This is a genomic window from Shewanella sp. SM87, from assembly GCF_025653705.1.
In the GTDB taxonomy this organism is placed as follows: domain Bacteria; phylum Pseudomonadota; class Gammaproteobacteria; order Enterobacterales; family Shewanellaceae; genus Shewanella; species Shewanella oncorhynchi.
Genome location: NZ_JAKKSC010000020.1, coordinates 1 through 25,304, shown reverse-complemented (window position 1 = coordinate 25,304; position 25,304 = coordinate 1). Strand labels below are relative to the sequence as shown.

Sequence of the window (25,304 nt, the reverse complement as noted above, 5' to 3'; positions counted from 1 at the left end):
CATTAATAGCGGCGAAAATCCTATTTCAATCCATCAGAAAATCTCTGTCTGATCCAATATCAAAATCATCATCCATACTGTTAATAGGCACTTCGTGAGGTTCTTTATTGGATTCGCTAGACAGTTCAGCTACAGATTTTAAATCTGCATGTTGCTCATTAAGTGGGTTCAACTGAATGCTATTCATCGCTGAGAAGTTTTGTTGTCTTATGAGTAATCCAAACTCCATTAGTAACAAGATTTCTCGTGTTAGTGCTTTTGGGTTAAAGCTGGACAAATAATCGCAAAGGCGGGGGCTACTATCACTACTAATGCGAATGTGTCGCTCTATAAGTCTTGCCATAAAATGACGCCCCTTAATTCACTCGCCGCTGATTAAACTCGCCGCGAGCCAGAGCACCCTTAATGTACTGCTCACCAGCCGTTTGCAAACCGCGAGCAACGGAAGTTAAAGGATCAATGACGACCTCAATTTTATGGTGTGGAAAAGCCTTTTTAATGGCACCTAAATAAACTGATGCCGCGCCGCCAGAGACAAGAATCAGGTCTATATCTTGACCGTCACCTACCACGTTAACGACTGACGTTATCGCTTCATCACAAGTGGCAGTGATGGCACTTGTCACATCAAATTGATGCTCACACACAGGAAATGCCATCGTAGTGCCGTACAGCTTCAACGAACCAGTTATAAACGCTTGGTCTATTAATTCAGAACTAATACTTTTGAGGTTAAACTTTTCGGAAAGCTGAGTTTTTAGAGATAATTCAACTGCTGAAATTACTTTGGACATGCCAGTTTCTGAGTCGCCGGAGCGATTTTTGTTCACCTTAATGCCGGTTGAAGTAATGAAATCTAGGGTTAGATATCCCGGATCTATAACCAGTATGTTGAGGTTTTTACATGCCATATAACGCTCTGTACCACCCTCTCTTAAATAGCTCATTAATGCGCCTAGCGGCTGTTCAAAAACCAAGACACTTTTAATGCTAATTTTGCGCTTACCTGAACCGGAAATATCGTGAGTGCCGGTGTAAATTTTTATGAGTTCATTTTTGCGAGATAAAACGCTAACAGGCAGACCAAGAACCAGTACATCGATAACTAAATCGCCGGAACCTATAAACGAAAGCGAGCCGAGAAGGAGGGCCTTATATCGGTCACTGGTAAGAAAAGATTCAGTATTTAGCACTCTTACATTACGGGCACTTGAAGCTGTAACGTCAGCGCCAATTTCATACGTGATGCCATTTACATCGACTGTAACTACATCCCTTTCTTCACCCGAAATGCCAAGATTGATATCCGATTTAACGGGAATTGGCACCGATGGAAATGTTTTAATCTCATATTCGCCCGTAGCATTCTTGTGAACACTCGTTGTTGTACCGTAACCCACATCTACAGTTACTATCACTTGACTACTCATATTGCACTCCAACCCCAAACAAACCCCAAAATGGGGTTATTAATTAATTCTTTGCCTGCGCATAACAAGACTTTTTGCAGATAACGACAGGCCCGTCATATTCCAGTTAAAACAAACCCCAAATTGGTATTCAAATTTAAGGCTGAGCTATTAATGTTGGAATACCAAAACGATCCCAAATTGGGCCATATAATACACAATTATTTATTCGCACGCGATTTAATAATTGTGTATTATATTGGTGACATTTCCGACTACGTAACTAGATGATTTGCAGCATTATGACAAGGAATCACTCAACATCGGGGACGAACTGTAGTGATACGCGAGTTTGCGTATACAACAATAAGATGAAAGCAATTTTCAAAAAATATGCAGAAGTTGTCGTTTTTTTCAGGTTTCTAGTCTGTGAGTGATGACGATATTTAACAATGCAAAATTACACGCACAAAAAACACAATTTCGGGGACGAACTACAGACTGACAGCGTATCGCTTACAGAGGGATAGTGGTGTGTAGAGAAGTTATCACTGCTTTGCTCATGAGAATACAAGAGTTCGGTGACGAACTGAGGGCTTACAACTTCTCGCTTACAGAGGGCGGGCGGTGTGGAGGTTAGGTGTCTCAACTCTTTATGCAAAAACAAGAGTTCGGGGACGAACTGAAAACAAACTCGTTTTAGTTACGTAGCCGACATGCTGCATTGCGGTGACGAACAAACAGTAGGAAAACGATATGCAAGATTACGGCAAGCCCGGCGTCAAGAATCCGCAGGCTGATTTAGAACAGAAGTTGGGATATCAGATTTCCGACACGCTCAGAGTGGTCAGTTCTCAGATCGAGGCGGCACACTTTCAAGCCAAAGTGCTTGTAGATGATTACTGGCTGAAATGGCGATCATCTAATCGCGCCTTACGCACGGAGGGAGGAACATTTACTGGGGGGGAAATAGCACCAAGAGCATGTATCAAGAGCGATAAGATTTATCTTATATGGACACGATACAGGCCGGGGCGGGTTGGCAATGTAGGAAAGTCTTGGGGGGATGACATTAAGCCAACAGGGAGGGGCTACACAGTTGAACAGCTAACCCGAAAATCCCCGGATTGGGAGCGCAGAATGATTGAGCAAACAGAGACAAGGTTAGCGCCTCTGCGTGAAGTTTTAGACTGCTTGCATGATGCAAAAGTCAAGTTGAAAAGAATTGAACGTAAACAATCTTAATCTACTTAACAGCAAAAAACGGAGCTATACATGACTGACGAAAAAACGGTTAAAACACCAAAACCAACACAGATACGCGTCCCGCGCACCCAAACTGTTAGAGCACAACAACCACGTAAATTTATCTCAAAAAATGTGCAACTCAAAAGCAATACGGTACAGCAATTGTTTAGCAATGAGGTTCGGCAGAACAATATAAAAATGAGTATATCCCGCATTGCAGGGTTATTCGTACTGACCTCCAACAACAAAGAGGTTCGCGATCGTCTTGATACTTGGTTTGGAGCCGAACAAGAAGAAGTGGCTCGCCGCTGCACTTTGATTGAACAGGTCTATTCAAACGAAACCGAGGGCAATTACGGAGCTAACGATGATATGACCGTTATTACCCCTGACACATTTAGTGTCACCTTCCAAGTTGAACACCCTATCTACTGGCGCGTTATAGATGCGATCACTAAAACAGATGCGGCGATATCTCAAATTGAAAACCTATGGCTCTCTGGTGAGCTTTCAGAATCAATGAGCAATAGCACTCGTGGAATCGCAATTAACACAATGCAGAGGTTTTTTGGCAGACTTAGAACGGTCGCCACTGACTCTGCTAACCGAAAGGGCGGGATTTACTCGCTAGAAGATTACAACAAAATTATGCAAGCATTACGGGTAGTCTCTGAATCCAATGCGGAGGATGAGTTTTCCGATACAGATGGAGGTATAACACCTGACGCAGAAGCCACTAAGATCGCGGTGGGTGAATAATGGGAAAAATAGCCAAGCTGTTGAGTTTGGCTGTTCGCTCTTTTTTGCTGGATGGTAAATACCCTAGCAGAGACTCGGTGCGAATGGTTACGGGTGAGTCAAAGAAACCTGCACCAAATGTGGATGTTTTAGTGGATACATTTTACCCGCCAATAGCTGACGGGGTTGTCATTGTTAGTGCCGAACGAATCATTAAGGCCAATGACGACCTCATAGATATGACAGTTCGTGAGTTAGGGTTAACCGATATTCATAGAGCTAATTTCAATCCTGCGAACTTGTCAGACTACAACAAAATCTATAATTCGCAGACGTTGGTAATAAATGTAATAGCTAACTTCCTTAGCTATGTTCATCTTTTACCTGCTTCTGAAAACCATCACCACGCCGCTGTTGGCGGTCTCGCTCGTCACAGTCTTGAAGTCGCCCTTTTTTCATTAAGACACATGGCGTCAGTGGATATAAAAGAAACGAAATTTACTGATGAGTTACATAGTAAGAAAATACGTTGGTACTACGCCTCTTGGGTTGTCGGGTTAGTGCATGACATAGGTAAGTCCCTGCACGATATGTCGGTACGTTGTGGTGATTCAGTTTGGAACCCGCAGATAGAAAACATCTTTGAGTGGGCCACTCGCTGCAAAGCTCAGCGGTACGAAGTGACTTGGAATTATGCTGACCGGCACGGTAAGCATATTGGTTTAGCGTCCTCAATGCTTAATCAAATATTAACCAAAGAAGCTAAGCAATATCTGTTTAACACGCAAGACGACCTACAGGTGATTATTTACGAAACACTATCAGGCAGCATGGAAATAAACAATCCAATTAAGGCAGGTCTGAAAAAAGCCGAAGCTAGGTCTGTACATAAAGATATGCTGTGGCAGTGGGATAGACTCACCGGCGCTCGTAAGATGCCCCTTGAGGCTGCGTTTATTAAGCGGCTGCAAATGCTGCGGCGCATGTGGAAAACCAATGAGGAAAAAGCCGATATTTGGTGCCTAGGCGCCGAAGATGTGTACGTGTCTTACCCCTCAAGTTTTAACAAAGTAATGGCCTCACTTCAAGCCGATGGTTATAGCGTTCCAATGCAGGTCGGGAAAATGCTTGAAATGTTAGTGGATAGGCAGCTATTTGAACCGCTATTCGAGGACTACACAACAGGTCATTTATGGCCTGAATCTATTGGGAATGCTCAAGTAGGACCAATAAAAGTAGCCAAGCCTAAATGGGCCGGCATTGTGTATGGTGAGGACATATCACCACGGGGAGGCCACGGTAGAATCTCGCTGACTCGCGATGACTCGTTGATGATTCACTACGCGCCCACTGGATTAATTTCATTAACTGACACAAGAAAAACTAAGGAAGATGAGAAGTTAGACGCTAACGAAGAAGTGGCTATAGAAACCAATACAAACAACTCGGCCAGCTCTATTCATCACGAGCCTGAGCAGCAAGCAGAAAAAGATAAACCTGCTGATACAGAGCAAGGCAATGATGGTGTCAAGGCTAAGGCTAAGACTAAGCCATCAACAGCACCCAAGGGCAAAGCCAAGTCCGTTAATTCAGAGCAAAACAATACCGACACCCAAGCTGAAACTAGCCCGGAAACTAAGAAACAAGCAACTAGCAATAACGATGTCAGCACCAAACAAAGCAACGAAGTTCCAACGCCAAGTTGTGAAGATGATTTGATTCCGCCTGCGGAGGCTTTGCCTAAAAAACCGGATCACAAAGGAGTCGTATTTAAGAATTTTTCTGCCCATAACGAAAATGAAGCCGCTATAAAATCCCCCGTGGCTAAAGCTGAAATATATTCAGAAATAAAGCCTGAGACTGCCCTCTTACCCCCGAGTGTTGAATCGGCGCTACCGCACACAAAAACCACAATGGACATACTTGTAGATACATTGCTGTCGCACACTAACATCGAACGTCACCGCATGAAAGTGGCTAAAGACATTCTTGATTTAGATGTAACTGTCTTACCCGAGATTGAATCATCACTAGATATCGCCGGGCTAAAAGTGCCAGATATGATTAAGGCTTTAATGGATGAAAAGCTATTCATCACTGACGCGGAAACTCCACGAAAAATTATTAACGTGGTGAAAAAGGTCAAAGTTTACCAAATCAAATTAACCCTAGAGCAAAGTTTGAGGCTTACAGAAGAATCAACATCTAAGGAGGGGGATCTAGCCATCCATCCAAGCAATACATTAATGCCAGGGGAAAACATATCTTTGATAATGCCTGACATATATCCCCCCCACTCTGCCGCCGATAATGGGTCACTCGAAATTGAGGAAGAAACAGGAAATACACATTATCAATCAGAAAGTGAATACGGAAATTGGGACGAATATAGTTCTCAGTCAGTAACTAACAACGATGAACACTGTAGCGAAATCCGAACTCAGGATGACTTAGTTTCTCAGTCAGTAACTAACAACGATGAACACTATGGCGAAATTCGAACTCAGGATGACTTAGATACCACCCCTGCGTTTGCGGGAGGCTCTACTTCGTTACAGGGGTTAAAGAACGCGACAGGTAATACATCCCCTAAAGCCGAAAGCAAATATGACCGCGCATTACAGTCTTTCATTGGATGGGCTATGAGCTCATCTGGCAAAGCAGGTATTGACCATCGTCAAGGTCAATTACGAGTGCAAAGTTTTGTGTTAACCGCTTACGCGCAAGAAATAGAATTAACCAATAAGGATGCTAATTACCTCAAGCGACAAGCTGGTGATAGCGCAACGATTGACACTGACGCTAAACAAACAGTTTGGATGGTTTTTGATACAGCAGGAATAACTTATGAGTAGCAAAGGACAAACTAACGGCCTGTATATGGAAAACATGTACAGGCCAATATACGAGTTAAATTCCGCTTATGCTTGGTCGGGTGCTTCAACATTCACGATAGGCGCATGGGCTTTTCAGGGTGCATCAGGGCATAGCGTGTCAATTGTCGCCTTATCGGTTATTGCTGCTACGGCTGGCATGTCTGTTAAACGCTTACGGGATGCGCTGCCTCAAATCCGGCGACAAATAAAGTTAGTGTACAACTATCACTACCACATTAAAGCCGAGGCTTTATGGGAACTAGCTAAGACTCGCCTTGATAAAGCGTTTTTTGGTCGAGGTTTTGAGTGGACAATCACTGAGGCGAACCGAGCATACCAACTCAACGGTACTCGCCCTGAACATGCTAAGGGCTTCTTGCCTTGGGCCGTGCGTAGAGCGCTTAAAAAAACAGAGGAAGAAACCAAACGATTAGAAGGTAGACCTTGGATACAAGGTTGTGGTGATGAAAAAGACCTTTGGCTTGATTCATCACTGTTCTGGTCCCACAGTTTTTATACTGGCTTGCCCGGTTCGGGCAAGACAACGATGTTAACACTTAACAGCGTTGGAGCGTTATATCGCGGGAACTCGGTTTTAGTTTTAGATCCAAAGAATGACCACTTTTGGAAAACGCGACTGCAAGCCGAAGCCAAGAGAATAGGTGTGCCATTCTATTACTTCAATATTGCGGAACCGAGCAAGTCGGTAAGAATAGATCCACTGGTGAATTTCTCGGTGACAACTGAAATAGCGTCACGCTTAGCTAACGTGCTTGAGAAAGGGACCGGTAGCTCTGAGGGGTTCCGTTCTTATGCGTGGGATTCATTCTATGTCACTGCTGAGGCGTTGAGATTTACTGGTAGACGCCCGTCTATCAAGTTAGTCGCTGACTACATGCTGAACCGGAAAAGTGAACTAGCAACTGAGGCACTAAGCATCATCATGGCTAAGCACTATGGTAATGAGTGGCATACGAAAATGGCGAGTCAAATTATCGAAGAAGGTAGAGGCAGTTTGTTAGCTGGCTTGATTATGCGGTATCAACAGGTGTTAATACCTGACGACAAAGGCGAGGACGCAGTATCGAGTTTCATAGGTTTCGTGACGCACGATCAAAGCCATCAAAGCAAAATGCTCGCGACCACAAAGCCAATGCTCACAAAGCTAACAGCCTCACCACTGGATAAGATGTTAAGCCCCGATCCTAATGATACCGAAGATGAACGCCCAATCATTGATATAAAGAAATTTATAGATACGGGCGGCGTTCTCTATATTGCCACCGACTCATCAGGTAATGCCGATATTTCATCGGCGGTATCAAAACTCATAATGGAAGATACCTGTGCTTCTGCCGCGTCCCGCTACAACTATGAACAAGGCAAAGGTACTCGTGTTTCGGTGTTTGGCGATGAAATCCATTCTGCTCTATCTGAGGGTTTAATCAATTTGGCGGCAATGGGTCGTGGTGCAGGGTTTGAGCTACACCTATCAACTCAAGGTGTGCCCGATTTAATCGACAAAGCTGGCGAGGCAGTCGCTAACCGAATATTGTCGTTAACCGCTAACTGGTTTTGTTTGCGAGCCCGTGACGATATTACCCGAGAGAAATTCGCGGCCCTACTTCCTGAGTACCCAATTAAGACAAAACAATGGCAGTTATCCTCCAACACTGACTCTACAAGCAATCTTCATGAGTTTTCTGGCTCTGTGGGCGAGCGAATTATGGAAGCAGATAAGCCTGCATTCCCTCTGTCGCTGATGTCCGAACTACCAAAGTTGCAGTACGTGGCCCGACTAGCTAACGGGAAAACATATCAATGTCGCATACCAATTCTTATGTAAGGCTTTAACTTATGAGCGATACAACGAAAAACAAGTCTTTGCACCGCAGGCTTATTGCTGCTGTTGGGATATTAATCACTATCTATGTATTGATATTCATGGATACAGCAGAGCATAGCGTCATGCTCAAAAGAGAAATTGGCAACATTGAGAATGTTATTAGTTTAGATGCCACGAAGATAGTCGTGCTAAGAGCTAAAAATTGGTACGACATAACAATGATGAAGTCAGGTGTGAGCGGATTCATTGACCAGTTCAATCAAGATACCGGGCTCAACGGAGAATCACTTTGGCGTAATCCTCTTACAAGAATAATTAACAATATTAAAAGCCTCTGGTATCAGACGCTCATACGAATATCACTGATGCTGTTTTGGTTTTGGATGGCAATAGGCATGATTGGCGCGGCTGTTGTGGATGGATTAATGCAACGAAAAATCAGACAACATGAGTTTACTTCACCATCAACGGGTTATTTCAGAGTAGCAATGTGGTCGTCAACTTTAGTGATATTGATGTTAGAGGTTTACTGCATAGTTCCGGCATATTTCGCCTCTCAAATTTTCCCGCTATTTCCACTGTTATCTGCAGTAATTATTGCGTGGTTAGTGAAGGTTACACTCTCGAACAGCGCTAAGAATATGTGATTCCCTCACGTATGCGAGCTTTTAGACTTTAATACCGAAAAACACAATAAACATAGAGCAAATCAAAAAAATATTGTGTTGACAGTGTGTGTTAAACATCTAAAATTCAATAGTGAAAAATTCAATCAGTAATACTGAAATTATGGAGCGGTACCGATGACAAATATTCAAAAAGAGAAAAAAAATATCTTCCAGCTTTTTAAGGAATCCTCATTCACTGTTCGCGCAGTATTCACGGTAATAATCGTTTTCATCGCGGTACTGATGCTATACGGCGGTGATGCTAATGCTGTCTCTGCCTCTGGTGCTACGCTGCATACCTTTTTCGATACTATGTGGGATGAAGTGAAAGGTCTTATGACCGGAGCACCAGCTAAGGCAATCATGGGCCTATCTATTTTAGGCACGATAGCTTTCTCCATGATCAAGCCTAACCTTATCGGCTTCCTATCATCTGTTGTCGTGATCCTTGTATTAGCAAACGCCCCTGCAACAATTGACGGTAGTTTGACAGTGACAGTGGAAGCGTTAAAGGCTGGTCTAGCTAAGTAAGGCATAGACCAACTGATTGCGCGAGTATTAAAGGGTGCAACTTTGGTTTGCGCCCTTTTTTTTAAAATAAAGAAGGAGTTTAACGCATGAACCAAGCGCGGTTCCCCAAGCGTTGTAATGGCGCTATCAAAATCGGCAAGGTGCATTTTGACTCAATAAAGTTGGCAGTAATTGTGATGGTGTTCGCCTTAGCGTCAAGCAACATCAACATAGGTGTAATACTCGCAGTAATCAGTGTGTCCATTGTCGAATCCATGTACAAGAAGTTTGGCCGTGGAGTTCTAAAGCACATGTTATGGATCAACGGATTTTGGATTACCAGTGGTAAACAAGCGATCTTAACGCCAGCCATCAGACGGCTAATTAAGTAAGGTAGAAACTATGTTTTGGAAATCAAAAATCAAAGAGAGTTATGACAACCTCAATGTGTCCAATAAAAATATTGGCCGCTCCAATCTAGGGTTAACCGTTGCAGTCGTATTCCTAACCCTGATGGTAATGAACAAAGAAACAGAAATCATAGTGATGCCGAATGATTTTAAAGAGCCAATCATAATGAATGGCAATCAAATCACGCAGGAATACAAAATCCAGTGGGGGCTAATGATTGCAACCATTCTTGGTAACGTCACGCCTAAAAACTCTAAATTCGTAATTGACCGGATTACTAAGATGGTGCCGCTAGAGCTTAACCCTGACGAAGCCGAAGCTCTTATGGTTTCGACTATCGAAGAAATGACACTACGCGGTGTGAGTGAGAAGTTTGTGCCAAGCGATGCTATCTATTCATCAATCACGGATTACGTGTGGGTTGTTGGCGAAAAAACTACAACATCACTAAAAACAGGTGCAGCAGATAGCGGGTCATATACCTACGAATTGAAAATTGGGGTTAGGAACGGAAGTCCGATGATTTTAGATATCCAACAATACCCTCATGCCGTTAACCCCGCATTGAGAGAGCGTGAGTTGCTACAAAGTAAAAATAGCAAAGCATCCATAGACAATGACACCGTAGTTAAATTTAAGGCCGGCTGAGCATGAATAAACCAACACTAATAACCACATCAATATTGCTATCGTTCTGTGCAGCTCAAGCTGTGGCCGAAACAGAAACCGATATATATGCACTTCCAACTGATTTATTGCCGACAGAACAAGTTACCCCTCAAAGGGTGCCTGTTGCTGGCACTGACTTTAATACACTTGAACAACAAGTAATTGCAGAACAGGGGAAAAACCATGTAAGTGATCCACAAATGAATCAAATTATTGATGATGCAACAAAGGTGGCTACGATACCAAAAGCCGAAAATGCAGAGTATGGCGGTGCAAGCCCCGTCAATCCTGTCGCTATATCTCCACAGAACGCTGGCGCGGTAGTTAGTCGCCGCGATGATTCAATGGACTATCTACGCAAACAGTACAAAAGCCATCAGGTTATTTCACTGAAAGCCGGAGGCACAACAACCCTGCCTATTTCATTGTCAACGACCAACCGAATAGCGACTTCTTTTAAACATGCCAAATTCACAAGTTCTGTTCCAAGTGATGCCGCATTGATCTACTCCGAGGGTGGATTTGTGTACGTTACGCCAGGAATAAACGCCGGCGCGGTTGATGTAATTATCGAAGAAGATGGCGCACCTGAAACCGCGGTATCAATGTACCTAGTTCCACTTAACGTACCACCAGTGCTGGTAGAAATGTCCGTTACGTACAACACAGCCCAACGGCAATCTGCCGAGCGAGCCATAGCAACATATAACGAAAATGAAACACAAGAAATTGAATTAGCAAAACAAGATGAGAGGGAGCGTATAGCGACCAACCAGCCAACAGCGAATAGTCACATAGACGAGGTGATGAACCTCCTTGAAATTGTCGCTAAGGCAGAGGTGCCAGCAGGTTATGAGTTATTAGAGGGTGACAATATTCCCGCTGAAATTCGCTTCCCTTGCGATATAAGGCAAATGCTGCCTCTATACCACGAAGTTAAACAGAGACTCATTGGGGCGAGGTTAGTTATTGATATAATGGAAGTTAGGAACGATGTGAATGGCCTAAGATCATTCCGTGATGAAGCCTGCATGGGGTTAGGTCGTGAGGATGTGATGGCTGTTGGCGTACTGGATAAAGCTACTTTAGCTCCAACTGAAAGCGCCGAAGTCTACATACTGAGAGACAGAACTTATTGGGAACGTCAACTTAAGGTGCCGCGCCGCGCGCGCGTTGGAGGTTAGTATGGAACAACTTGACAAACTAAGAGCCCAATGGCTTGCCCTTCCAGCAAATTACCGCACTATCGGTATTGTTGTTCTCCTAGCTGCCCCTGCATTTTTTATAGCAGAAGCAGTATTCCCCTCTGCGCCAGTAAATAAGCCAGAGGCTACACCGGTTAGATCTAAACCAATATTCATGTCCTCAATGGGTAGCGAACGCTTAGAATTGACTCAAACGTCAGGACAGCTCATTGCCATGAGGAAAAAGATCCAAGAGCGAGAAAAAGCCATTGACGCTCAATACACGGAGCAAAAAGCCGGAGAGAAACGCATTCAATCGCAAGTTGATACCTTACAAATGTCACAAATGGACATGACTAAGCGTCTTGAAACAATATCGCACCAAATGCAAATGCTCGTAGACAGCGAAGTAAAGGCTCCAAGGAATCAAGTGGGCGGCGCAGTGCAACAAGCGCAGCCATCAAACATTGCAGCCGCTACTGATAATAATTTCACATTAGATCCAATGGCGAGCCTAAAAAGCAGTGATGTTTCAATCGGACCTCCACCAAGCAAGCGGCTTACAATGAATCGAGGTGAATTGTCGATTGGAAAGCCGGCGATAGAAAGTGCTGAGCCTGTAATAGCCCAACAAACTAATGCGCAAGTAGTGGCTAAAAAGTCCATTTCACAATCAGATTCAGGTAGTAACTCTAAAGCTGAACAGGTGCAAGATACATGGCTGTCGGCGGGTACTGTATTGCCTATGACCTTGTTAACAGGTCAGCATGTCCCGACCAGTACATCAGCTCAAACAAACCCTGCACCAGTCCTTCTAAAAATTGTAGATGTTGGCATGATGCCTAACGGCTTCACGATTGATTTAGTAGGGTGCATGGTTGTTGGCTCAGCAAGAGGTAGCGCTAGTACCAGCAGAGTAGAAATTAGAGCTGAGAGCATCAGTTGTATCGATCAACAAGGCAGAGCAATTGAACAACCATTTGTGGCCTCTGCACAAGGGCAAGATGGACACGCTGGCATCCCTGCTAAATTAGTTACTCGATATGGTGAGTCGATTAAACAATCGTTTTGGGCGGGTATTTACGGCACTGGGGCGGATACGTTAACCAACATGACGAACAATAAGTCAAACGGTGGCGTTTATGATAGCAACTATTACAAGGATTCAACTGGGTCCGCTATGGCCGGCGGCGCGAGTTCCGCATTCGATAAAATAGCTGATTTCTATTTAGAGCTGGCCGATGAAGCTCGCCCCTATTTAGAAATGAATGGCGGTATTGAAGGTGTCGATTTTATTGTTCAGCGCGGTATGGGCCTTAAATTTAAAGGGTAAGACAATGACAACAAAAAACTCAGAAGATATTGATCACAACGCCGATGTTGCCAGTCAAACAGAGCCACATTTTAAATCGGATGTAACCAGTTCGGAGGGCACCGAGGCGCCTGTGATAAATGAGCAGTCAGTTAATGACATAGCAACTCGCGATGCTAAAACAAAAACTGAACCTGTAGACTCTGATAGCACCATAGCAAAGAGAGTGAATGAACAAGGATTGTCGGCCCCTAAACTTATCGCCACGATGGTCGGGATGGTATTTTTATTCGGACTGCTTAAAGTGGGTATGGGTATCATGGGATCTCCTGAAACTACCATTGATGTCAGCAATAAATATGTGTCAAACCCTGACACTCAAAAAATTGCGGTTGTCGATGTGAAAGAAATGTTCGCAGAATGGTCGAAAGAAGCTGTGCTAGAGGGTGAAATGAGCACTGCGGCTCAGGAGCTTGGGCAATTGTATTTCGATATGGGTTATCTGGTCTTGGATGCAAACATGGTTGTACGCACCCCTGCTGCGTTTAAAATGAATATCCCGCCAGTTAGTGTACTCATTTCAACAAAGGCTATTAGAGAGCAATACGTATCCGAAGGTAAAGCCCCACCGAAAGCAGAAAAGCTAATAGAAATGGCGCTTGCTATGCAGAATCAAGAAAATCCGTAAGTATCAATAAAAGTTCTCACAAAAACGTACCGGAGTGGTTATTTTCGTTAGCCCTTAACACATATAACCACCCCGGCATAAATTAAGCGCCCCGGAGCGATGACTTCCGTCAGCCCCTAACACATACAACCACCCCGGCATAAATTAAGCGCCCCGGAGCGATGACTTCCGTCAGCCCCTAACACATACAACCACCCCGGCATAAATTAAGCGCCCGGAGCGATGACTTCCGTCAGCCCCTAACACATACAACCACCCCGGCATAAATTAAGCGCCCGGAGCGATGACTTCCGTCAGCCCCTAACACATACAACTACCCCGCCCCGGATGTGGTTATGTCAGGCCCCTTCTTTCTCTGCCCTTTATCCGCAAGGCCGATGAATACTCTCCTACGAATGCGAGAGTCTTTAAATTTTTGCCTAAATAAATCCTGCCTGTAGCCTAGTGAAAATCAAATCAAAGATGATGCTGATAGCAAGCAACAAGTTTAGGATTTACGGTTTGGGCGTGGCTAAATAAAAAGGAAAATAGGTATGGAAATTTTAAGAAACCCAGAATATGACGAGCAATTTAGAGCGGAAGAAATAGCCGCAGAGTCTCGCGATTTTAGCCGGATGATTAAGGAACTACTGTCCGATACTGACAGTGACTACCCTACTAACAAAGTATGGCTAGGCACTGTCCTAATAAATGGGGTTGAAACACAGATCCAGATAGTCGCCACCCAAGAACGTTCGTTCTTCATAGACGAAAACTAACCAACAAAACAAGCCGCCATTGCGCGGAATTTTTGCATTGTAGGCGGACATAATAGTTTTCAAAATGGACAAGGTTAAGGGGTGAGCTCCCCAAGGATAATAACTATTTTGACAGTTAACATGCATCTTATTATTGCGTGATAATAATAAGTGCGTAAAATTCTTATTATTATCACATAACAATAAGGACGAATCGCTATGAGAATTTCACGACTGCAAAGTGACGTGCTAGTTGCACTGGCCGCTCTCGAAAGCAGGAACATTACAAGCGTGTCTCGTACCGACTTGCTCAATATCATTAACTCTGTTCGTGAAACCCCCGTTTTCGCCGTGGCGCTACGCGCATCAATGGAAACATTGCGCAGACACGGGCTCACGCGAACAACTAAGAACATGAAAACAAACAAGCTATCTTACTCAATCACAGGCGAGGGCCGAGCGCTTGGGATAGATATCACAGTACAGCGCGAAAGAGAAAAGGCCGTAGAAAATGAGTAAGAAAATGCAAGCTCTCGATATAGTTAATCGCATGAAGCAAAGCTATGACTGCCTCCTATTCCTTGGCGGCGAAGAAAAGCTTGTTGAGTCAGTAAGAGGCTGGCGCGGTCACTTTGTCACGATCATGAAAGAGGAAGGCAAGACACTTATAGAAAGCCTAATTGTCCTACTTGAACGTGCAAAGGGGCATAAAGACGAAGGAATGCTAATGCTGATACTGTTAGCCGTGGCGTTTGAATTAGCAGAAGAGACTCTTATACAAGGAACCGAACTATGCCTACCAAAACAACTCAGCACGGACAAGATTGGGCAATTGGCTCAATTATTGAAATGTATGAAGAACAGCTAGAAATTATCAGTAACTATGGTTCTAGCGGCACAGTTCGCACGATGGGCGAAAAGGCCGTGTTGATATCGACACCGGAATAATGGACGGGTGAAGTAACAGTGAAAAAGTAAAGGCGTCCCATGTGGACGCCTTTTTGATATTGGAACACCCCGCACACCCCAGTAAACGCTAGCTTATATCATTACCATTCATTCATTATGCTTTTTTTATGCCTTATTTATTGCTTTCTTCTTTTTTCATGCTACATTGAACTTACTTGGTCGCAAGACTTGCTCTTTAAAAATATAGCCTGTTAAAACTAAGACCAATTATGAGAGGTGAACCTTGGCGCTATCTGTCAACTGGTCAAGCTCCGCAAGAAGACAACTTAAAGCTATTGCTCCAAAGTTTAAGTCAGCAATTCTTGCGGATATTGATTTATTGTCAAATAAACAAACCACTGGTTTAGACATTTGCAGAATGATGAAAGCAAAAGACACTTACAGAATAAGAGTCGGCGATTATCGCATTGTATTTGTCTACACCCGCACCGAACCAAAAGCGATATACATTGAAGCAGTTGGCTCGCGTGGTGATGTTTACAAGTAAAGCTAGGGCGCAAGCGCGCCCTAGCTTTTTACCTACACATAAGACGGTACTTACTAATAAAAGGAATACCACAATAATCTACTAAGTAATTGAAACCACATGCATAAGTGCAAAGTATATTCAATATGTGAACAATACTAAGCAGAAATGCCAGATATAATAATCTATCAAAGTAGCCCTAAATGCGGCTAGAACTTTGACAACGACACGCCAAGCTTAGCCACATGACTAGGCAGAGCTTTGGCAACTAAAGTTATGCCACTTAATTAGCAATTAAGTGGCAACAATAACTACAGAGGTCATTATGATTCAATTCATCCGTGACAATAATAATCACGCTCAATTTGCTATCGTACCGATACATATATATGAGCGACTAAAAGATTTAATAAACGAAGAAGACTCCCCGCTTGACGATTTCTTAATGAACGTCAAAGAGGAAGATGCCGACGAACTAGATGCAGACATGCTATCTGGCATCCAACCGAGTGGCGGCGAATATACCCCCCACGCAGTCGTCAAGCTGATTGAGCTTGATAACATGACGCCAGCAGCCGCATGGCGAACGTATCGCGGCTTTAGCCAATCTGAGGCAGCTATAGCACTTAACATTGGACAGCCAACGTTAAGCCGCATGGAATCCAGAGGCGCTAACACAAGACCAGCGAGCAAACGAAAAATGGCTCAGCTATATCAATGTAGCATTGAGCAATTAGCATAAAAAAAGGGCGTCCCATGTGGACGCCCTTTTTGTTTGCACTGCTGACCGACAATCCCCCTTATGCGCAATCATGCCCTATTAACCATTTGTTGAACTTCGTGGGCTTCACTTGCCGGGTGATTATAATTATGGATAAAAAGAAAATAGTTTGGCGCTTACATATTTGATTAAACCTACCACCTGTTTGATTCGAAAACTCAAGTGCATGAATAATGTAAAAGCATTATTTTCGATGTCCGGTCCTAACAAGTGTAATCCTATTAAGCCAAACCACTGCCGAAGTGCTATTCCACGAATTCGGGATGCTAGCCAGCGGGTAGTTTAGGAAACTCATACAGGCGTGTAACATCTACACAATAGAGTTTCACGCTACCACTACCCTTTTTTGTATCGAACTTAGCAATAGCCTCATAGTAACGAGCCTTAGACTTACCCTTTTGCACATAAAAATACTCAGCAACTTGCATTCGACTACTGTTAAAGTTACTGACCAAACCAAACTCGCGATGAATCCCGCCAAAGGGAAAGTACGTTTCAAATCTGATGCGATCATCTTCTTTGAGATCACTCAGCAACACATCAACAGACGCAGGCTTGTTCTCTGAGCATTGACGCTCTGTGTAGCTTTTCGTTTGCTCTATTCCTCTCGTGCCAGCTAAACAACAGAAAGGGACGATGAACGCTACTAACATTGTAATATTTAAATTCATGGATCTCTCGCTAGGATTTAAAATTAACAGTGGTCTAACTGCTTAGACTTGCAATCTTTCTTAAGAAATTTTGGCTAAAAAATGAATGACTCTTAACGAAGGTAAGGCTATACATTTTTTAGCCAATAAAAAACCTAATAAAACATCAATGGGTTATCAACTTGCTTTAACAAAATTTTAGCTCGCGCCGCAGGACAAAAGCCCTGTGGCGCTGAACATAAATAATTACCATGTGAGCTACTTCCTATAGGTATAGGTCTTTTGTGGGGCGCTAACTACAGGCTGCGGGGCGACATAAACATTAGGAGAATGATGACTTTGTGGGTGTCCCTGACTTTGTGGGTGTCCCTGACTTTGTGGATGTCCCTGACTTTGTGGATGTCCCTGACTTTGTGGATGTCCCTGACTTTGTGGATGTCCCTGACTTTGTGGGTGTCCCTGACTTTGTGGGTGTCCCTGACTTTGTGGGTGTCCCTGACTTTGTGGGTATCCCTGACTTTGTGGGGCCTTATCCAGCAATTGCACTTGACCATCAAAATCTACGACAACCTCAGTAATTTGGCGCTTTTGATTATTTTCATCAGTCCATTTACGAGTTTTTTGCTTACCCTCGACATAAACCTGACGGCCTTTACCTGCGTAAGTATTAATAATTTCTGCTAACTTGCCCCAAACAACAATACGATGCCAATCCGTCACTTCCTGCTCAACGCCACTAGAGTCTTTCCAAGAGTCGCTAGTCGCTAAGCTAAATTTAGCCACTGACGAACCATTAGCCAGAGTCTTAAACTCAATTTCTTGACCTATATTACCTATTAAAATTACCTTGTTAACCGATGCCATTTTGTTACACCAAAGTTTACGATGAATTATCAATAGACTCATTTGAACACAAAAAAATTATCTCGCAAGAAATAAAAATCAAAATGCCAAGCCCATTTAAAATGGGCCGCCCCGTATAGTTTTTAAGTGTACACACGACAGTTTTTAAGTGTTGAAGTACACAAAAGGAGTGCTACAAACGGCAAGTTGAGTTATTTATGTTAGAGCCCAACACTTCTATATAAACAATGATTTAAGTGTATTGATGAAATTTTTTTTCAATACAACTACTTATAGTGTTAACTATAGAAATTGGCAAAACACGGACAATCAGATCAGCTTGTGATATAAGTAAAAAATCAACTTGAGTATATAAATTAGCCAGACAAAGTGCGCCCATTCAGCTTTATTTTATTTAAACAATAAAATCAATACATTAACACTCAACCCTAGTATTGCTAACGTTAAGTTATTTTAGTGATAGCAGCTAAAACACTTAAAAACAGTACGTCAAAACACTTAGATAAGGTGGTCAAAACACTTAATTAAGGTTGCGAAACACTTAAGAAAGGTTGGCAAACACTTAAATAAGGTTGTCTTAGGTCTGGATTGGATTTTCCCAGTATGTATAATGAAATTAGGTTGCGCCCCCATGTGGGATATCGCTAAATACACTAAATAACAGGTTTACATTGTGACTAAAAATCCAAAAGGCTCACAAGAAAAGTTAGAACATGAGGATTTCATCGTTCACCCCGAATACAAGCTACCATCAACATACAAAAAAAATCATAAATTGATTTTTAGTAGAGTCTCGTTGACAACTCACGAACAGAATTTATTCGCCCTATTCCTAATTCAACTTCAAAATATTGATTGGCGACCGGATGCGCGGCTTGAGATCAAGATACCTGCTCATAAATTAAGTGAGTGGCTAAATATTGAATCTAAAAATATCAGTACCACAATCAAAGTCATCGCTAAACGGCTACAGTCCAGAGTAATTGCTATCGAAAATGCAGCAGATAGCACTGAGTTTGAATCGCATACACTGTTTCCATCAGTTAAGTATGCTGATCGACAACTATCTATTATCCCAAATTATGAATTACGCGAGTTTTTTGTTGATACATCAAAGGGATATGCTTCTATTAACGTGATGAAACTACTTCGCTTTAACGGGCGTTATACAAAGACAATGTATGATATTTTATCTCGATTCAAAAACCCTGAGAATCGAATGTTTAAAATCGACATGGAAACATTAAAGGGCATTTTTGGCATCATTGATGGTAACGGGGAGCCAGTTTCAGGTAAATCAACGCTAATGGATAACACCAAATTCATAGAAAAAGTCCTCGTTAGTTCTATCGCTGAAATTGAACAGCTATGTAGTGAGGAACTAATCTTCTTCGCAGGTAAAGACCAAACATCAAGAGCCCCACGTCAGGGCATCACCATAAACAGAGTTGGTAAACTGATTACGAGTGTAACATTTGAGTATTTGTGGATAGACCAGTTTATCAAACAGCACCCGATGGACGAGAACACAGCTACAGATTATGCGTTGCATACAGAAAACAGAGAACGGACCAAAAAGGAACAGATTACCCAGGAGGAATTGGAGAAATTAGCTGTTGCATATTATGTGATTGTGACCGAGAACCCGGAGGACGCAAATAGCGAAAAATTACGGGCTCAATGCGTTAAAATATTTGAAAGAGTATTTGCGTTCTATCGTCAAAAAGCCGGTGCAAGATCACTCGATGTAGATGTAGAACCTGAAAAAGCCAATCTCGCTAAACTATCAAAGCTAACGCAATTGCTTGACCTCTAAACACTTAAAAACTGTCGTGTATCGACACTTAAAAACTGTCGTGTATTGACACTTAAAAACTGTCGTGTATTGACGCTTAAAAACTGTCGTGTATCGACACTTAAAAACTGTCGTGTATTGACGCTTAAAAACTGTCGTGTATCGACACTTAAAAACTGTCGCGTATTGACGCTTAAAAACTGTCGTGTATCGACACTTAAAAACTGTCGTGTATCGACACTTAAAAACTGTCGTGTATTGACGCTTAAAAACTGTCGGGTATTAACGCTTAAAAAAGGTGGTTAAACTAGAATTATACGGTATCGGTTTATGTGTAACTTCTTCTAAAAATAGCTTTAATACAATCAACACTTAAAAACTGTCGTATATATACACTTAAAAAAGGGAGTAAAACACTTAAAGAAGGGAGCGAAATCGGTATTTATGCAAAAGATCAGTGACTCCACTACTCTCCATTGGTTACTTTTTAAGCTGGTAAGCGGAACACTTAAAAACTGTCGTGTATTTACACTTAAAAAAGGTGGTCAAATACGAATGCAACAAAAGATAACCATGTATAATTTTCTTAAAAATAGTCATTAATTCAATCAACACTTAAAAACTGTCGTGTATTGGCACTTAAAAAAGGGAGTGAAACACTTAAAAAAGGTTGTCAAATGAGCAAAAACGTAAGGAATTAATGTTTTTCCCATTTCTTGTTGATTGTTTTTTAAGCTGACAAATTGTTACACTTAAAAACAGTCATGTGTACACTTAAAAACAGTCATGTGTACACTTAAAAACAGTCGTGTGTACACTTAAAAACTATCCTGTATACACTTAAAAACTATCCTGTATACACTTAAAAAGTGTAAAAAATAGTGGTTTAACTAACTGATTTAAAATGTAAAAATCAATCTCTATAGTCTTTTATATTTATCTATATTCTTTATAAAGATCATTATAAAGATCTTTTATAGGGGAAAGATCCTTTTTTGATCTCTTTTTAGATCGAAAGCAGAGCATTAAGATCCTTCTCACTTAGTTAACCAGTAGTTACTTGAAATAGTAATCATGAAGTATGCTTAGATAGAATCTAAAGTAAGTTGTATCAACACTCCTAGATCGCGCTAGATTCGATTTTGATCGCAATTAATTGCCAATGCCATAATATTGTTCTTAAAATGCAATACAGAGTGATACAGGTCCACATGTGTACACCTACCCCCTATGTTTATCAGTAAAACTACTTACTTCTCAATGCTACGCTCAATGATTCACGTTCACGTTCGGACTGAGATAAAGAATGTTGTGATTGAGTAAATTGTTTTTGCAATTCAATGTACTGCCCTTGAAGCGATGCAAGATTTTTAGAGTCTGAACGAAAATCTTGATTCTCACTTGTAAGCCGCTGGATATTTGTTACTTGATTTTCAAGCTGTATTTGCAACCTTGTATTTTTAGTACGTTCATCTGCGAGCTCTGCGACAGCCTTTTGATGAGACTCTAGTGTCTGCTGATGCAGGGCTTGCTCAATCTGACGCTTAGCTTGATCTACGCTTAATAACCCAATCTGCTCACGTAAAATAATTGTTTCTTGCTCAGCTTTGTCTGCACGAATGTTTGCGGCATTAACCAGCGACTCAGCTTCAGATTTAGCATTCTCAATTAAAAGTTGAGATTTAGTTTCAGCCATCCTTACTAGCCCTTCGGCATCCAACTTAGCTAACTCAGCAATTTTAGCGTATTCAGCAACTTTGACCTCGGCCTTTCTAGCATCCTCTACGGCAGATCCTATTTTGTTATTTGCGTCATTAATGGCATGAGTAGCTTTGGCTTCAGCTATTTCTATGCGATGTGATGCGTTCTGTTCCAACTCCGATATTAATTCAACAAGTTCATCGCGTTGGTCCTTCATTTCAGCCAGTAGAGTGCTTAATTTATCAGTTTTGCGATCAACAACAGTCTGCACTTCACTAGCTAGGAGTTTCGCAATAGCAGAACTACCTAGCTCGTCAGCCATCTTTAGCACTTCGGCACTTCGTTTATCATTATAGTCCCTCAAGTGCTGGCTCACAGTTTCGGTTCGACCACCAGTAACTCCTAGTAAGTTACGCACTGACGGCGTAATACCATTATTTAACATGTTAGTTGCGGCTTTAGACACTTGTTCAAAAGAAACGCTACTTTGTTCTTTCATAATAAAACCCTTTGAAACGATGATTGAATAATAATACAGCAATGGAAACGGGAAACAATTGTTTCCATAGTTAAACAGTTTCCGGTTAAACCATCAGTCATATTAAATTTCTATTTTTCACTGAGATTAAGAAACAACAAGTATTGTATGAGTACGCGATTAGTAGCGGCTAATGAGCTTGTTAAAATCTGTAAACAGGTTTTTTGTATAGTGGTGCGCTTTAACCACACATGACTGTTGAATACCGCACCTTTTAAGTGTATGGTATTTAAAAATTGATTAAATAGAGACACAAAGAATGAGCGAAAAACAGTTTACGAAAAAAATGATAGCCATAGCTGATAGGGCTAGAAAAGTTTTAACGAGCATGTCTGAATCCGTTTCAAATCAAAAAGTTGAGTTTGAAACAGACACGTTTCATCAGCGTTACTCAAAAGGTGCTGTTGGCAATTTACCGTTGTTAACGCGTAAAATCGTTGAGAAATCGATGCATGAAATGGAAGCTGAAGGTTATCAGTTTTCCAAAAAAATGAATGGTTCAGTCGAGGTTTATGATCTGCCAATTAGTCAGGTAATAGATATATACAAGCATCGTAAAATAACTCCGTTATGTAAAAGATTTGAACGTGGGTTAGTGCTGTTTATATGTAATTTGAAAGGCGGAGTGTCTAAAACTGTTTCAACCGTAAACATTGCTCATTCGCTGCGCTGCCACCCTAACCTACTCCAACATGACCTGAGAATATTAATTCTTGATGGTGATCCACAGAGTTCGGCATCTATGTTTTTAAATCACAAACATGCGATTGGGACCATTGATAATACGACCATCCAAGCAATTTTAGCTGACCTAACCCGAGAAGAACTTCTAGAGCATTTCGTGTTGCCTACGCAAATACAGGGCGTTGACATGATCCCTGCATCAATTGCTGATGGTTTCATTGCCGAACAATGGGTACAGCTATGCAAAGAGCAATTTGGTGACAATGTAAATCCGTGGGAATTGTTTAAAAAGAATGTAACTGAAAGATTAATAAATGACTATGACCTCATTATGATTGATTGTGGACCACATTTAGATTCAATTTTGAAATCTACACTGTGCGCCACAGACATACTTATTACCCCATTACCACCAACAACGGTAGATTTGCACTCAACATTCCAGTACATCGAACGCCTGCCACAGATAATTGATGATCTTGAACGTTCTGGTGCAGAAATTAATATACTCGGGCATTTAGCTTATATGACTCGTTTTTCTCAAACCGAGCAGGACAACGATAGCTCTATGATAGCAAATGCTGTTTTTGGGGAAGATTTGATGTTGACGAATATCCCTGAACTATCGGCATTTAAACGATGCGCTGAGACATTTGATACAGTAATTTCTGTTCACCCTGATAATTATACTGGTGACTCGCGTTCACTAAAAAAAGCTAGAACAGCTATAGATGCGTTTTCACTGACGCTTTTCCAGCATATTTCAAGGTTACGGGGGATATAAATATGGCTGGTAAAGGCTTATTTAAAACTGTTGGCCGTGTCAATTCGATGATTGAACGGATGGACCTAAATAGTGATGAAAGCGCAAAGCTGAATACAAATGTACAAGATTCTATGGTTATTCATTTGTCGTCTGGCCGCGTTGTCACATTTTTTAGAGATCAGGTAGCGGCTGAAAATGTGCAAACAAAAACGCATGTTCATCAGCACAACCCTCGTCCAAACGTGGATATTACCCCATTATCGTTACAAAAAATTGTTGCTTCTATTGCTCAAATGCAATTTGCAAACGTTTTAGCTACAAAGGACAAAAATGGATATGCGATTTTTGACGGCCAGCGGCGCAGGGAAGCGGCTATTATAGCTGGTGCCAATTTAAATGTTTCATACACTAACGAAGTTTTAAGTAAGTCCGAAATATTAGAAATCATTCAGTATGTTAAAACAGATGCACAACAGAGCTTGCGTGATGCTGGCTTGCTGTTTGATAAACTGATTTTAGAGTCTGAGATAGCTGCAAAAAATGATGGAACTGGGCAAACTAAACCATTGTCATTCCGCATGTTAGCGCGTCAATTTGATGTTTCATATTCATACGTTCAGCGAGCATTGAAATCTATAAAAATTCCTACAGAGGTAATTGCGCTATTGCCTAGCCCATCGGCAATAAACTCTACACAAGTGGACACATTATTTAAAATAACAAATATGCAAATGGATCTTAGTGAATTGCTAACCCCGTCTGTGATGGCTGATATTAATGAGATCATTGCTTATGTGCCACCACACAAAGATTCAGCGGGTATTTATGATATTAATGTCAATCGTAATGAACTTATCATCAACGTATTAAAAGCGGCTAGTAAGAGTGAACCTAAAAATGCACCCAAGGCGCGACTAGCTGAAAACGCAGAGCGTGATAGTTGGGTGACAATGCGTACTCATAAAAACAAAACAAATGTGGAGATAGTAAAACTTAATGAAGATGAAATTCAGCAGCTCAAGGATTTTTTGATTAACTTAGTTAGTAACAAACATTAGAAAAAGTAGACAGGTCGAACCGCCAAGCCTGACCTGTCAAACCAACACTGCTAAACCCTTAATCGGAGATTTATTCATGTCAGCAGAAAGAATGTTAGCACTCGCAATAGCGATTAACAATGCGCTAAGCAATAAAATACCTTTCACATTGCCAGCAATGAAAATGCGTGAGTTATGTGAAATACAAAGGATCTGTGTTGAGCTGAATGCTACAAAGAAATAAGATAGAAAATATAGAAAACAAGAGGCCATAGCGGTCTCTTTTTTTTTGATTAATTTCCAATAAATTTTTCAAGCTATAAGCCTAAATTGTAAGGGTGATTCTCAGGAATCAGTTGGCAAGGTGTGTTAGTGGGTGATTCTCAGGAATCAGTTCTAAATGGGCTTTGCTACTATCGTCATAACGTTAGGCCCAGTTTTCACCAAGGTTAAGTATCATACTTAAAAGGCAACGATTATCGGTACGCTGCATTTTCTAAAACGTTTATGCCCCATTTCGTGTTTCGGCTCGTTAGCTCAACCGAAAATTCCCACTCCTGCTGCCATACAAATTCTTATCTATTTGCCTATGCTTGGCCTTACCAGAAATCGACTAACAATGTATGGGTATACAGTCGTATTTAAATTTAGGTGTTTTGGTATGATTTTCAGACAAAATCAGTGCGCACTAATTCCATTCGAAATAAATAAAACTCTTTAAAATCAGGTAAATATAGTAACTGAATTTTAGTTAATA

Annotated in this window: 24 protein-coding genes; 18 read left to right on the top strand and 6 right to left on the bottom strand. The window is 41.7% G+C overall.

What is annotated here, in order from left to right; all coding sequences use genetic code 11:
- Positions 1 to 25: 25 nt before the first annotated feature.
- Positions 26 to 343, bottom strand: coding sequence for a hypothetical protein (locus L5M11_RS15750; RefSeq protein ID WP_148258320.1), 318 nt, complete (start codon positions 341 to 343; stop codon positions 26 to 28).
- A gap of 13 nt (positions 344 to 356) precedes the next feature.
- Positions 357 to 1,430 (bottom strand): plasmid segregation protein ParM domain-containing protein, encoded by a 1,074-nt coding sequence (locus L5M11_RS15745; RefSeq protein WP_014620367.1) that lies wholly within the window; start codon positions 1,428 to 1,430, stop codon positions 357 to 359.
- 735 nt (positions 1,431 to 2,165) lie between these two features.
- Between L5M11_RS15745 and mobI the strand changes: the two genes are divergently transcribed.
- The 6 genes from mobI to L5M11_RS15715 all read left to right on the top strand — a co-directional run bounded on the left by mobI (position 2,166) and on the right by L5M11_RS15715 (position 9,316).
- Entirely contained in the window at positions 2,166 to 2,654 is a 489-nt protein-coding gene (gene mobI / locus L5M11_RS15740) for a conjugative transfer protein MobI(A/C) (protein ID WP_014620366.1), read from the top strand.
- A gap of 30 nt (positions 2,655 to 2,684) precedes the next feature.
- Positions 2,685 to 3,416, top strand: coding sequence for a hypothetical protein (locus tag L5M11_RS15735; RefSeq protein ID WP_263180193.1), 732 nt, complete (start codon positions 2,685 to 2,687; stop codon positions 3,414 to 3,416).
- The gene (gene mobH / locus L5M11_RS15730; RefSeq protein ID WP_263180192.1) at positions 3,416 to 6,250 is read left to right on the top strand and encodes a MobH family relaxase; all 2,835 of its coding nucleotides are present in this window, start codon (positions 3,416 to 3,418) and stop codon (positions 6,248 to 6,250) included. Before L5M11_RS15735 ends, mobH begins: the two co-directional genes overlap by 1 nt.
- Complete coding sequence (gene traD, locus L5M11_RS15725) at positions 6,243 to 8,117, top strand: conjugative transfer system coupling protein TraD (RefSeq protein WP_014620363.1); 1,875 nt, start codon at positions 6,243 to 6,245, stop codon at positions 8,115 to 8,117. The genes mobH and traD overlap by 8 nt, the downstream gene beginning before the upstream one ends.
- 11 nt (positions 8,118 to 8,128) lie before the next feature.
- Complete coding sequence (locus L5M11_RS15720) at positions 8,129 to 8,764, top strand: DUF4400 domain-containing protein (RefSeq protein ID WP_014620362.1); 636 nt, start codon at positions 8,129 to 8,131, stop codon at positions 8,762 to 8,764.
- Between the two features lie 156 nt (positions 8,765 to 8,920).
- A complete protein-coding gene (locus L5M11_RS15715; protein WP_014620361.1) occupies positions 8,921 to 9,316 on the top strand; it encodes a hypothetical protein in 396 nt (131 codons plus the stop codon).
- 79 nt (positions 9,317 to 9,395) lie between these two features.
- On the opposite strand, the gene L5M11_RS24005 is transcribed toward L5M11_RS15715, so the two are convergent.
- Positions 9,396 to 9,560, bottom strand: a complete 165-nt coding sequence (locus tag L5M11_RS24005; protein WP_411569292.1) for a hypothetical protein — start codon at positions 9,558 to 9,560, stop codon at positions 9,396 to 9,398.
- 137 nt (positions 9,561 to 9,697) lie between these two features.
- On the opposite strand from L5M11_RS24005, the gene L5M11_RS15705 reads away from it, so the two are divergent.
- The 9 genes from L5M11_RS15705 to L5M11_RS15665 all read left to right on the top strand — a co-directional run bounded on the left by L5M11_RS15705 (position 9,698) and on the right by L5M11_RS15665 (position 16,473).
- Entirely contained in the window at positions 9,698 to 10,354 is a 657-nt protein-coding gene (locus tag L5M11_RS15705; protein WP_014620359.1) for a TraE/TraK family type IV conjugative transfer system protein, read from the top strand.
- Positions 10,355 to 10,356: 2 nt separating this feature from the next.
- Positions 10,357 to 11,559 (top strand): hypothetical protein, encoded by a 1,203-nt coding sequence (locus tag L5M11_RS15700; RefSeq protein ID WP_014620358.1) that lies wholly within the window; start codon positions 10,357 to 10,359, stop codon positions 11,557 to 11,559.
- A gap of 1 nt (position 11,560) precedes the next feature.
- A complete protein-coding gene (locus L5M11_RS15695; RefSeq protein WP_014620357.1) occupies positions 11,561 to 12,892 on the top strand; it encodes a TraB/VirB10 family protein in 1,332 nt (443 codons plus the stop codon).
- A gap of 4 nt (positions 12,893 to 12,896) precedes the next feature.
- Positions 12,897 to 13,559 carry a hypothetical protein gene (locus tag L5M11_RS15690; protein ID WP_014620356.1) on the top strand — a complete coding sequence of 221 codons (663 nt, stop codon included), beginning with the start codon at positions 12,897 to 12,899 and terminating at the stop codon, positions 13,557 to 13,559.
- Positions 13,560 to 14,092: 533 nt separating this feature from the next.
- Positions 14,093 to 14,317, top strand: coding sequence for a hypothetical protein (locus tag L5M11_RS15685; RefSeq protein ID WP_014620355.1), 225 nt, complete (start codon positions 14,093 to 14,095; stop codon positions 14,315 to 14,317).
- Positions 14,318 to 14,587: 270 nt separating this feature from the next.
- On the top strand, positions 14,588 to 14,815 hold the full coding sequence (locus tag L5M11_RS15680) for a hypothetical protein (RefSeq protein WP_263192686.1): 228 nt from the start codon (positions 14,588 to 14,590) through the stop codon (positions 14,813 to 14,815).
- A complete protein-coding gene (locus L5M11_RS15675) occupies positions 14,808 to 15,164 on the top strand; it encodes a hypothetical protein (protein WP_263180189.1) in 357 nt (118 codons plus the stop codon). The genes L5M11_RS15680 and L5M11_RS15675 overlap by 8 nt, the downstream gene beginning before the upstream one ends.
- A gap of 324 nt (positions 15,165 to 15,488) precedes the next feature.
- The gene (locus L5M11_RS15670; RefSeq protein ID WP_263180187.1) at positions 15,489 to 15,752 is read left to right on the top strand and encodes a type II toxin-antitoxin system RelE family toxin; all 264 of its coding nucleotides are present in this window, start codon (positions 15,489 to 15,491) and stop codon (positions 15,750 to 15,752) included.
- 304 nt (positions 15,753 to 16,056) lie between these two features.
- Positions 16,057 to 16,473 (top strand): helix-turn-helix domain-containing protein, encoded by a 417-nt coding sequence (locus tag L5M11_RS15665; RefSeq protein WP_263180185.1) that lies wholly within the window; start codon positions 16,057 to 16,059, stop codon positions 16,471 to 16,473.
- Between the two features lie 305 nt (positions 16,474 to 16,778).
- Here L5M11_RS15665 and L5M11_RS15660 read toward each other — a convergent pair whose 3' ends face one another.
- Together L5M11_RS15660 and ssb are read right to left on the bottom strand one after the other, a co-directional pair.
- Entirely contained in the window at positions 16,779 to 17,183 is a 405-nt protein-coding gene (locus L5M11_RS15660; RefSeq protein ID WP_014620349.1) for a hypothetical protein, read from the bottom strand.
- A 237-nt stretch (positions 17,184 to 17,420) separates the two neighbouring features.
- Positions 17,421 to 18,026 carry a single-stranded DNA-binding protein gene (gene ssb / locus L5M11_RS15655; RefSeq protein WP_263180182.1) on the bottom strand — a complete coding sequence of 202 codons (606 nt, stop codon included), beginning with the start codon at positions 18,024 to 18,026 and terminating at the stop codon, positions 17,421 to 17,423.
- Positions 18,027 to 18,699: 673 nt separating this feature from the next.
- On the opposite strand from ssb, the gene L5M11_RS15650 reads away from it, so the two are divergent.
- The gene (locus tag L5M11_RS15650; RefSeq protein ID WP_014620347.1) at positions 18,700 to 19,842 is read left to right on the top strand and encodes a replication initiation protein; all 1,143 of its coding nucleotides are present in this window, start codon (positions 18,700 to 18,702) and stop codon (positions 19,840 to 19,842) included.
- A gap of 1,225 nt (positions 19,843 to 21,067) precedes the next feature.
- Here the strand turns inward: L5M11_RS15650 and L5M11_RS15645 are convergent.
- Positions 21,068 to 22,021, bottom strand: coding sequence for a DNA-binding protein (locus L5M11_RS15645; RefSeq protein WP_014620346.1), 954 nt, complete (start codon positions 22,019 to 22,021; stop codon positions 21,068 to 21,070).
- 298 nt (positions 22,022 to 22,319) lie between these two features.
- On the opposite strand from L5M11_RS15645, the gene L5M11_RS15640 reads away from it, so the two are divergent.
- Together L5M11_RS15640 and L5M11_RS15635 are read left to right on the top strand one after the other, a co-directional pair.
- Entirely contained in the window at positions 22,320 to 23,528 is a 1,209-nt protein-coding gene (locus L5M11_RS15640; protein ID WP_014620345.1) for an AAA family ATPase, read from the top strand.
- Positions 23,529 to 23,530: 2 nt separating this feature from the next.
- The gene (locus L5M11_RS15635) at positions 23,531 to 24,568 is read left to right on the top strand and encodes a ParB/RepB/Spo0J family partition protein (RefSeq protein WP_263180179.1); all 1,038 of its coding nucleotides are present in this window, start codon (positions 23,531 to 23,533) and stop codon (positions 24,566 to 24,568) included.
- Positions 24,569 to 25,304 lie beyond the last annotated feature (736 nt).

Coding starts and splice junctions, on each gene's coding strand:
- L5M11_RS15750 (WP_148258320.1), bottom strand. CDS start 343: ATGGCAAGACTTATAGAGCGACACATTCGCATTAGTAGTGATAGTAGC.
- L5M11_RS15745 (WP_014620367.1), bottom strand. CDS start 1,430: ATGAGTAGTCAAGTGATAGTAACTGTAGATGTGGGTTACGGTACAACA.
- mobI (WP_014620366.1), top strand. CDS start 2,166: ATGCAAGATTACGGCAAGCCCGGCGTCAAGAATCCGCAGGCTGATTTA.
- L5M11_RS15735 (WP_263180193.1), top strand. CDS start 2,685: ATGACTGACGAAAAAACGGTTAAAACACCAAAACCAACACAGATACGC.
- mobH (WP_263180192.1), top strand. CDS start 3,416: ATGGGAAAAATAGCCAAGCTGTTGAGTTTGGCTGTTCGCTCTTTTTTG.
- traD (WP_014620363.1), top strand. CDS start 6,243: ATGAGTAGCAAAGGACAAACTAACGGCCTGTATATGGAAAACATGTAC.
- L5M11_RS15720 (WP_014620362.1), top strand. CDS start 8,129: ATGAGCGATACAACGAAAAACAAGTCTTTGCACCGCAGGCTTATTGCT.
- L5M11_RS15715 (WP_014620361.1), top strand. CDS start 8,921: ATGACAAATATTCAAAAAGAGAAAAAAAATATCTTCCAGCTTTTTAAG.
- L5M11_RS24005 (WP_411569292.1), bottom strand. CDS start 9,560: ATGGACACACTGATTACTGCGAGTATTACACCTATGTTGATGTTGCTT.
- L5M11_RS15705 (WP_014620359.1), top strand. CDS start 9,698: ATGTTTTGGAAATCAAAAATCAAAGAGAGTTATGACAACCTCAATGTG.
- L5M11_RS15700 (WP_014620358.1), top strand. CDS start 10,357: ATGAATAAACCAACACTAATAACCACATCAATATTGCTATCGTTCTGT.
- L5M11_RS15695 (WP_014620357.1), top strand. CDS start 11,561: ATGGAACAACTTGACAAACTAAGAGCCCAATGGCTTGCCCTTCCAGCA.
- L5M11_RS15690 (WP_014620356.1), top strand. CDS start 12,897: ATGACAACAAAAAACTCAGAAGATATTGATCACAACGCCGATGTTGCC.
- L5M11_RS15685 (WP_014620355.1), top strand. CDS start 14,093: ATGGAAATTTTAAGAAACCCAGAATATGACGAGCAATTTAGAGCGGAA.
- L5M11_RS15675 (WP_263180189.1), top strand. CDS start 14,808: ATGAGTAAGAAAATGCAAGCTCTCGATATAGTTAATCGCATGAAGCAA.
- L5M11_RS15665 (WP_263180185.1), top strand. CDS start 16,057: ATGATTCAATTCATCCGTGACAATAATAATCACGCTCAATTTGCTATC.
- L5M11_RS15660 (WP_014620349.1), bottom strand. CDS start 17,183: ATGAATTTAAATATTACAATGTTAGTAGCGTTCATCGTCCCTTTCTGT.
- ssb (WP_263180182.1), bottom strand. CDS start 18,026: ATGGCATCGGTTAACAAGGTAATTTTAATAGGTAATATAGGTCAAGAA.
- L5M11_RS15645 (WP_014620346.1), bottom strand. CDS start 22,021: ATGAAAGAACAAAGTAGCGTTTCTTTTGAACAAGTGTCTAAAGCCGCA.
- L5M11_RS15640 (WP_014620345.1), top strand. CDS start 22,320: ATGAGCGAAAAACAGTTTACGAAAAAAATGATAGCCATAGCTGATAGG.
- L5M11_RS15635 (WP_263180179.1), top strand. CDS start 23,531: ATGGCTGGTAAAGGCTTATTTAAAACTGTTGGCCGTGTCAATTCGATG.